Annotated in this window: 4 protein-coding genes; 3 read left to right on the top strand and 1 reads right to left on the bottom strand. The window is 70.7% G+C overall.

Annotation, left to right across the window (positions count from 1 at the left end; genetic code table 11):
* Nucleotides 1–17 precede the first annotated feature (17 nt).
* The 3 genes from ACFYXU_RS07970 to ACFYXU_RS07960 all read left to right on the top strand — a co-directional run bounded on the left by ACFYXU_RS07970 (nucleotide 18) and on the right by ACFYXU_RS07960 (nucleotide 7,258).
* Entirely contained in the window at nucleotides 18–746 is a 729-nt protein-coding gene (locus ACFYXU_RS07970; RefSeq protein WP_329856638.1) for a VIT1/CCC1 transporter family protein, read from the top strand.
* Nucleotides 747–1,245: 499 nt separating this feature from the next.
* Nucleotides 1,246–5,805 carry a glutamate synthase large subunit gene (gene gltB, locus ACFYXU_RS07965; RefSeq protein ID WP_376509997.1) on the top strand — a complete coding sequence of 1,520 codons (4,560 nt, stop codon included), beginning with the start codon at nucleotides 1,246–1,248 and terminating at the stop codon, nucleotides 5,803–5,805.
* Entirely contained in the window at nucleotides 5,798–7,258 is a 1,461-nt protein-coding gene (locus tag ACFYXU_RS07960; RefSeq protein ID WP_329856636.1) for a glutamate synthase subunit beta, read from the top strand. The genes gltB and ACFYXU_RS07960 overlap by 8 nt, the downstream gene beginning before the upstream one ends.
* A 107-nt stretch (nucleotides 7,259–7,365) precedes the next feature.
* Here the strand turns inward: ACFYXU_RS07960 and ACFYXU_RS07955 are convergent, their stop codons facing one another.
* Complete coding sequence (locus ACFYXU_RS07955) at nucleotides 7,366–8,481, bottom strand: LLM class flavin-dependent oxidoreductase (RefSeq protein WP_389456891.1); 1,116 nt, start codon at nucleotides 8,479–8,481, stop codon at nucleotides 7,366–7,368.
* Nucleotides 8,482–8,539 lie beyond the last annotated feature (58 nt).

Raw genomic sequence — 8,539 nt, 5'->3', positions numbered from 1 at the left:
GGAACGAGGGGAGAGTCATGTCCATCATCGAAGCTCAGGCACCACTGCACGAGGCCCACCGCGACAACCACACGCACCGTGACGTGAACGGCGGTTGGCTCCGTCCGGCGGTCTTCGGCGCGATGGACGGACTGGTCTCCAACCTCGCCCTGATGACCGGTGTCGCCGGTGGCTCGGTCTCCTCGCAGACCGTCGTCATCACCGGTCTCGCGGGCCTCGCGGCCGGCGCCTTCTCCATGGCGGCCGGCGAGTACACCTCCGTCGCCTCGCAGCGCGAGCTGGTCCAGGCGGAACTGGACGTCGAGCGGCGTCAGTTGCGCAAGCACCCCGTCGACGAGATGGAAGAGCTCGCCGCGCTCTACGTCTCCCGGGGCGTCGAGCCCAAGCTCGCCCGCGAGGTCGCGATGCAGCTATCCAAGGACCCCGAGCAGGCGCTGGAGATCCACGCCCGCGAGGAGCTCGGCATCGACCCGGACGACCTGCCGTCGCCGACGGTCGCGGCCGTCTCCTCCTTCGGCTCCTTCGCGCTCGGCGCGCTCCTCCCCGTCCTGCCCTATCTGCTCGGGGCGACCGCGCTCTGGCCGGCCGTCCTGCTCGCCCTCGTCGGGCTCTTCGCCTGCGGCGCGCTGGTGGCCCGCGTGACCGCCCGCGGCTGGCTCTTCAGCGGCATGCGCCAGCTCGTCCTGGGCGGCGCCGCCGCGGCCGTCACGTACGGGCTCGGCATGCTCTTCGGAGCCGCGTTGTAGCCCGCTCCGCGGAGCTGCGGATTCCGTACCCCGCAGAAGACCGAGAGGCCCCGGAAAGGGACCTCTCGGTCTTTTCGTACCGCCATTCCGGTACGTACCACCCATAAGGGCTGTGACGTATCTCCCTGGTCCGATCCGCCGCCGCGATGAGACACTATGCGGGACGCCACATAAGTAGCCGGTTACTCGGCGGTTTCGAATCCGTGACCAGCGGGAATGAGGCCTGAGCGTCATCGGGCAACGAAGCCCACCCCCAGTGACGGGTCGCCGGAGGCCCCAAGGCCTTCCGGACCCCCGATCCGTCCCCCGCGGGACAGTCTCTGTCGCCGCAAACCCACAGGTGAACCACACCTCCGCTCCGTATCGGCGGTGTCCGCATGCTGGAATGAGCTATCCACTTCGCGAGAAGCCAGCCATCATGTAACCTGCACGAAATTTCGCGGAGGGCCAACGTCGTCCCTCGGCAGTTGCATATGCCACGACGACGACGGGAGAGCCGATGCGTTCCGACGCCTGGTCGCCCATGGACGGTCGCCCCGCTCCGCAGGGGATGTACGACCCCCGTAACGAACACGACGCCTGTGGTGTCGGGTTCGTGGCCACCCTCACCGGTGTAGCCAGCCACGCGCTGGTCGAGCAGGCGCTGACCGTACTGCGCAACCTCGAGCACCGCGGCGCCACCGGCTCCGAGCCCGACTCCGGTGACGGCGCCGGCATCCTGCTCCAGGTCCCGGACGCCTTCCTCCGCGAGGTCGCCGGATGCGAGCTCCCCGAGGCCGGCGCCTACGCCGTCGGCATCGCCTTCCTCCCCGAGGACGGCACCGACGAGACCGTCGCGAAGATCGAGACCATCGCCGCCGAAGAGGGCCTCACCGTCCTCGGCTGGCGCGAGGTCCCCGTCGCCCCCGAGCTGCTCGGCGCCTCCGCCCGCGCCACCATGCCGGTCTTCCGCCAGCTCTTCGTCTCCGACGGCGAGCACACGGGCATCGCGCTGGACCGCAAGGCCTTCGTCCTGCGCAAGCGCGCCGAGCGCGAGGCCGCGACGTACTTCCCGTCGCTCTCCGCCCGCACCATCGTCTACAAGGGCATGCTGACCACCGGCCAGCTGGAGCCCTTCTTCCCGGACCTGTCGGACCGCCGCTGTGCCACCGCCGTGGCCCTGGTCCACTCCCGGTTCTCCACCAACACCTTCCCGAGCTGGCCGCTGGCCCACCCGTACCGCTTCGTCGCCCACAACGGTGAGATCAACACCGTCAAGGGCAACCGGAACTGGATGACCGCCCGCGAGGCGCAGCTCGACTCCACCGTCTTCGGCGAGGGCTCCCTGGAGCGGATCTTCCCGATCTGCACCCCGGACGCCTCCGACTCGGCCTCCTTCGACGAGGTCCTGGAGCTCCTCCACCTCGGCGGCCGCTCCCTGCCGCACGCGGTCCTGATGATGGTCCCGGAGGCGTGGGAGAACCACGAGACCATGGACCCGGCCCGCCGCGCCTTCTACCAGTACCACTCCACGATGATGGAGCCCTGGGACGGCCCGGCCTGCGTCACCTTCACCGACGGCGTCCAGGTCGGCGCGGTCCTCGACCGCAACGGTCTGCGCCCCGGCCGCTACTGGGTCACCGACGAGGGCCTCGTCGTCCTCTCCTCCGAGGTCGGCGTCCTCGACATCGACCCCGCCAAGGTCGTCCGCAAGGGCCGCCTCCAGCCCGGCAAGATGTTCCTCGTCGACACCGCGGAGCACCGCATCGTCGAGGACGACGAGATCAAGGCCGGACTCGCCGCCGAGCACCCCTACGAGGAGTGGCTGGAGACCGGCGAGATCGAGCTCTCCGACCTCCCCGAGCGCGAGCACATCGTGCACACCCACGCCTCGGTCACCCGCCGCCAGCAGACCTTCGGCTACACCGAGGAAGAGCTCCGCGTCATCCTCGCGCCGATGGCCCGCACCGCCGGCGAGCCGCTCGGCTCCATGGGCACGGACTCGCCCATCGCGGCCCTCTCCTCCCGCCCGCGGCTGCTCTTCGACTACTTCACGCAGCTGTTCGCGCAGGTCACGAACCCGCCGCTGGACGCCATCCGCGAGGAGCTCGTCACCTCGCTGCGCTCCTCCCTCGGCCCCGGCAGCAACCTGCTGGAGCCCACCGCCGGCTCCTGTCGCAGCGTCACCCTGCCCTTCCCGGTGATCGACAACGACGAGCTGGCCAAGCTCATCCACATCAACGCCGACGGCGACATGCCCGGCATGAAGGCCGTGACCCTCTCCGGCCTCTACCGCGTCTCCGGCGGAGGCGAGTCCCTCGCCGCCCGCATCGAGGCCATCTGCGCCGAGGCCGACACCGCCATCGAGGGCGGCGCCCGCCTGATCGTGCTCTCCGACCGGCACTCCGACGCCGAGCACGCGCCGATCCCCTCGCTGCTGCTCACCGCGGCCGTCCACCACCACCTCATCCGCACCAAGCAGCGCACCAAGGTGGGCCTGCTGGTCGAGGCCGGCGACGTCCGCGAGGTCCACCACGTCGCCCTGCTCATCGGCTACGGCGCCGCGGCGGTCAACCCGTACCTGGCGATGGAGTCCGTCGAGGACCTGGTCCGCGACGGCACCTTCATCGAGGGCCTGGAGCCCGAGCAGGCCATCCGGAACCTGATCTACGCGCTCGGCAAGGGCGTCCTGAAGGTCATGTCCAAGATGGGCATCTCCACCGTCGCCTCCTACCGCGGCGCCCAGGTCTTCGAGGCCGTCGGCCTGGACGAGACCTTCGTCGCCACGTACTTCAACGGCACGGCCACCAAGATCGGCGGCGCCGGCCTCGACGTCGTCGCCAAGGAGGTCGCCGCCCGCCACGCCAAGGCGTACCCCGTCTCCGGCGTCGCCTCGGCGCACCGCGCCCTGGAGATCGGCGGCGAGTACCAGTGGCGCCGCGAGGGCGAGCCGCACCTGTTCGACCCGGAGACCGTCTTCCGCCTCCAGCACGCCACGCGCAACAAGCGGTACGACATCTTCAAGAAGTACACCGAGCGGGTGAACGAGCAGTCCGAGCGCCTCATGACGCTCCGCGGCCTCTTCGGTCTCACCTCCGACCGCCCGTCGATCCCGATCGACGAGGTCGAGCCCGTCTCGGAGATCGTCAAGCGGTTCTCCACCGGCGCGATGTCGTACGGCTCCATCTCCCGCGAGGCGCACGAGACGCTCGCCGTCGCCATGAACCAGCTGGGCGCCAAGTCCAACACCGGTGAGGGCGGCGAGGACCCGGACCGCCTCTACGACCCGGCGCGTCGCTCCGCGATCAAGCAGGTCGCCTCCGGCCGCTTCGGCGTCACCAGCGAGTACCTGGTCAACGCGGACGACATCCAGATCAAGATGGCCCAGGGCGCCAAGCCCGGCGAGGGCGGCCAGCTGCCCGGCCACAAGGTCTACCCGTGGGTCGCCAAGACGCGTCACTCGACGCCCGGCGTCGGCCTCATCTCGCCGCCGCCGCACCACGACATCTACTCCATCGAGGATCTCGCCCAGCTGATCCACGACCTCAAGAACGCCAACCCGGTCGCCCGCATCCACGTGAAGCTGGTCTCCGAGGTCGGCGTCGGCACGGTCGCCGCCGGTGTCTCCAAGGCCCACGCGGACGTCGTCCTCATCTCCGGCCACGACGGCGGCACGGGCGCCTCCCCGCTCACCTCCCTGAAGCACGCGGGCGGCCCCTGGGAGCTCGGCCTCGCCGAGACCCAGCAGACGCTGCTGCTCAACGGCCTGCGCGACCGGATCGTCGTCCAGACCGACGGCCAGCTCAAGACCGGCCGCGACGTGGTCATCGCCGCGCTGCTCGGCGCCGAGGAGTTCGGTTTCGCGACCGCGCCGCTCGTCGTCTCCGGCTGCGTCATGATGCGGGTCTGCCACCTGGACACCTGCCCGGTCGGCATCGCCACCCAGAACCCGGTCCTGCGCGACCGCTTCTCCGGCAAGGCCGAGTTCGTCGTCAACTTCTTCGAGTTCATCGCCGAGGAGGTCCGCGAGCTCCTCGCCGAGCTGGGCTTCCGCACCATCGAGGAGGCCGTCGGCCACGCCGAGCTCCTCGACACCAGCCGCGCGGTCACGCACTGGAAGGCGCAGGGTCTCGACCTGGAGCCGCTCTTCTACGTGCCGGAGCTGCCCGAGGGCGCGGTCCGCCACGCCCGGATCGAGCAGGACCACGGCCTGGAGAAGGCCCTCGACAACGAGCTGATCCAGCTCGCCGCCGAGGCCCTGAACGCCGCCTCCGCCGAGGAGGCCCAGCCGGTCCGCGCCCAGGTCGCGATCCGCAACATCAACCGCACGGTCGGCACCATGCTCGGCCACCAGGTGACGAAGAAGTTCGGCGGCGCGGGGCTCCCGGCCGACACCGTCGACATCACCTTCACCGGCTCCGCCGGCCAGTCCTTCGGCGCCTTCCTGCCGTCCGGCGTCACGCTCCGCCTGGAGGGCGACGCCAACGACTACGTCGGCAAGGGCCTCTCCGGCGGCCGTGTGATCGTCCGCCCGGACCGGGGCGCCGACCACCTGGCCGAGTACTCGACCATCGCGGGCAACACCATCGGCTACGGCGCCACCGGCGGCGAGCTGTTCCTCCGCGGCCGCACCGGCGAGCGCTTCTGCGTCCGCAACTCGGGCGCCCTGGTCGTCTCGGAGGGCGTGGGCGACCACGGCTGCGAGTACATGACCGGTGGCACGGCGGTCGTCCTCGGCGAGACCGGCCGCAACTTCGCGGCCGGCATGTCGGGCGGTGTCGCCTACGTCGTCGACCTCGACCGGGACAACGTCAACTCCGGGAACCTGGAGGCGATCGAAGCCCCGTCGGACACCGACAAGGCCTGGCTGCACGAGGTCGTGCGCCGCCACTTCGAGGAGACCGGCTCGACCGTCGCCGAGAAGCTCCTCGCCGACTGGGACGCCGCCGCGGCCCGGTTCAGCAAGATCATCCCCACCACGTACAAGGCCGTGCTCGCCGCCAAGGACGCCGCTGAGCTCGCCGGTCTCTCCGAGACCGAGACCACCGAGAAGATGATGGAGGCTGCGTCCCATGGCTGACCCCAAGGGCTTCCTGACCACCGGGCGCGAAGTCGCCCAGACCCGGCCGGTGGGCGAGCGCGTCAGGGACTGGAACGAGGTCTACGTCCCCGGCTCCCTGCTCCCGATCATCAGCAAGCAGGCCGGCCGCTGCATGGACTGCGGCATCCCGTTCTGCCACAACGGCTGTCCCCTCGGGAACCTCATCCCCGAGTGGAACGACTACGCCTACCGCGAGGACTGGGCGGCGGCGTCGGAGCGGCTGCACGCCACGAACAACTTCCCGGAGTTCACCGGCCGCCTGTGCCCGGCTCCCTGCGAGTCGGCGTGCGTGCTCGGCATCAACCAGCCGGCCGTCACCATCAAGAACGTCGAAGTCTCCATCATCGACAAGGCCTGGGACGCGAACGACGTCACGCCGCAGGTCCCCGAGCGCCTCTCCGGCAAGACCGCCGCCGTCATCGGCTCGGGCCCCGCGGGTCTCGCCGCCGCCCAGCAGCTGACCCGGGCCGGCCACACCGTGGTCGTGTACGAGCGCGCCGACCGCATCGGCGGCCTGCTGCGCTACGGCATCCCCGAGTTCAAGATGGAGAAGCGGCACATCAACCGCCGCATCGAGCAGATGCGCGCGGAGGGCACCAAGTTCCGCACCGGCATCGAGATCGGCCGCGACCTGACCTCGACGGACCTGCGCAAGCGGTTCGACGCCGTGGTCGTCGCCGCCGGTGCCACCACCGCCCGCGACCTGCCCGTCCCGGGCCGGGAACTGAACGGCATCCACCAGGCGATGGAGTACCTGCCGCTCGCCAACAAGGTCGTCGAGGGCGACTTCGTGGCCCCGCCGATCACCGCCGAGGGCAAGCACGTCGTCGTCATCGGCGGCGGCGACACCGGCGCCGACTGCGTCGGTACGGCACACCGCCAGGGCGCGGCCTCGGTCACGCAGCTGGAGATCATGCCGAAGCCGGGCGAGGACCGGAACGCCGGCCAGCCCTGGCCGACCTTCCCCATGCTCTACAAGGTCACCTCGGCGCACGAGGAGGGCGGCGAGCGGGTCTACTCCGTCTCCACCACCCACTTCGAGGGCGACGAGGACGGCAACGTCCAGTCCCTCCACCTCATCGAGGTCGAGTTCGTCGACGGCAAGCTGACCCAGAAGCCGGGCACGGAGCGCAGCATCCCCGCCCAGCTCGTCACGCTCGCGATGGGCTTCACCGGCACGGACGTGGAGAACGGCCTGGTCGCCCAGTTCGGCCTGGCCCTGGACGAGCGGGGCAACATCGCCCGTGACGCGGACTTCGCCACCAACGTCGAGGGCGTGTACGTCGCCGGTGACGCCGGCCGCGGCCAGTCGCTCATCGTCTGGGCCATCGCCGAGGGCCGCTCGGCCGCCCGCGGCGTGGACCGCTACCTGACCGGCGCCAGCTCCCTGCCGGCCCCGATCCGTCCGACGGACCGTTCGCTGATGGTCTGATCCCACCGGATCACCCCGAGAACGTCCCGTACAACGACGTGCGGAACTGAGCGCAGCGCCCCCAGAAGGTCCCCGACCGGACGACGTGGGGGCGCTGCGGCGCGTGGTCAGGCGGCGCGGAACCGCGGGATGACCTCCGTGCCCCACTGCCGGATCGTCTCCAGGCAGACGTCCTGCGAGACCGTGCCCATCTGGATCAGGCACATCACCTCGTCGACGCCGATCTCCCGGAGCCGCTCCACGTAGGCGACCGCCGTCTCCGCGTCCCCGTAGGCGTGGTCGGTGTGGTACGTGCCCGTGTCGACCGGGCGGGCCGGGATGTCCGCCTGGTGCAGGCGGGCGATCAGCTTCCGGCGCTGCTCGTCCAGGGCCCCCGTGTGGTCCTCGTCCTCCGCGTAGCCCGTGGGGGCGGGCGCGCCGCCGTACCAGTGGGCGATCGACTCGGCGAAGAAGCGCTGGCCCCGGGTGCCGAGCCGCAGGGCGCGGGCGGCGTCGTCCAGGACGATCGTCGGGCAGAGCGCCGAGAAGTGGTCGTTGACCTCGGTGGAGACGAACCGGGAGCCGTCCCTGGCGGCGATGGCCTCGTCGTACACCGCCCGCATCGCGCGGACGTCCTCGGCGCCCGCGAAGCCCATCACCAGCGCCCCGATGCCGAGTTCGGCCGCCTGCCGGAGGGAGTCGTGCTGGGAGCAGGCCATGAAGAGCGGCGGGTGCGGCGTCTGCACGGGGCGGGGCAGGACCGCGCCGGGGCCGATGTCCAGCGTGCCGTGCCACTCCAGCTCCGGCTCCCGCCAGGCGGCGGCGAAGATCCGCAGGGCCTCCTCGGTCTGCGGGCGGGTGTCCTCCTGACGGACCCCGAACATCCGGGTCTCCTGGCGGGTCGCGCCCCGGCCCGCGCCCATGTCGACCCGGCCGCCGGAGAGCACGTCGAGCATGGCGGCGCGCTCGGCTACCCGGACCGGATGCTGGTAGCCGAAGGGCATGGTGACCACGCCGTGGCCGACGCGCAGGGTCCGGGTGCGGGCGGCGACCCAGGTCAGGAAGATCTCGGACGCGCTCATGTGCGCGTACTGGGTGAGGGAGTGGTGCTCGACCGCCCAGATCCGGTCGAAGCCCATCTCCTCGGCGAACACGGCCTGTTCGACGCAGTCGTGGAGGACCTGGCGCTCACGGTCGGGGGTCGGGTCGACGAGCTGTGCTTCGAAGATCATGGAGAACTTCACGGGACGCTCCTCCCGGTAGGCCTTATATGCCTAATCGAAATACTTCTAGCAGGCATAG

The sequence above is a fragment of the Streptomyces sp. NPDC002232 genome (genome assembly GCF_042890295.1).
Taxonomy (GTDB): Bacteria; Actinomycetota; Actinomycetes; order Streptomycetales; family Streptomycetaceae; genus Streptomyces.
This window is presented reverse-complemented; position numbering and strand designations above follow the sequence as displayed.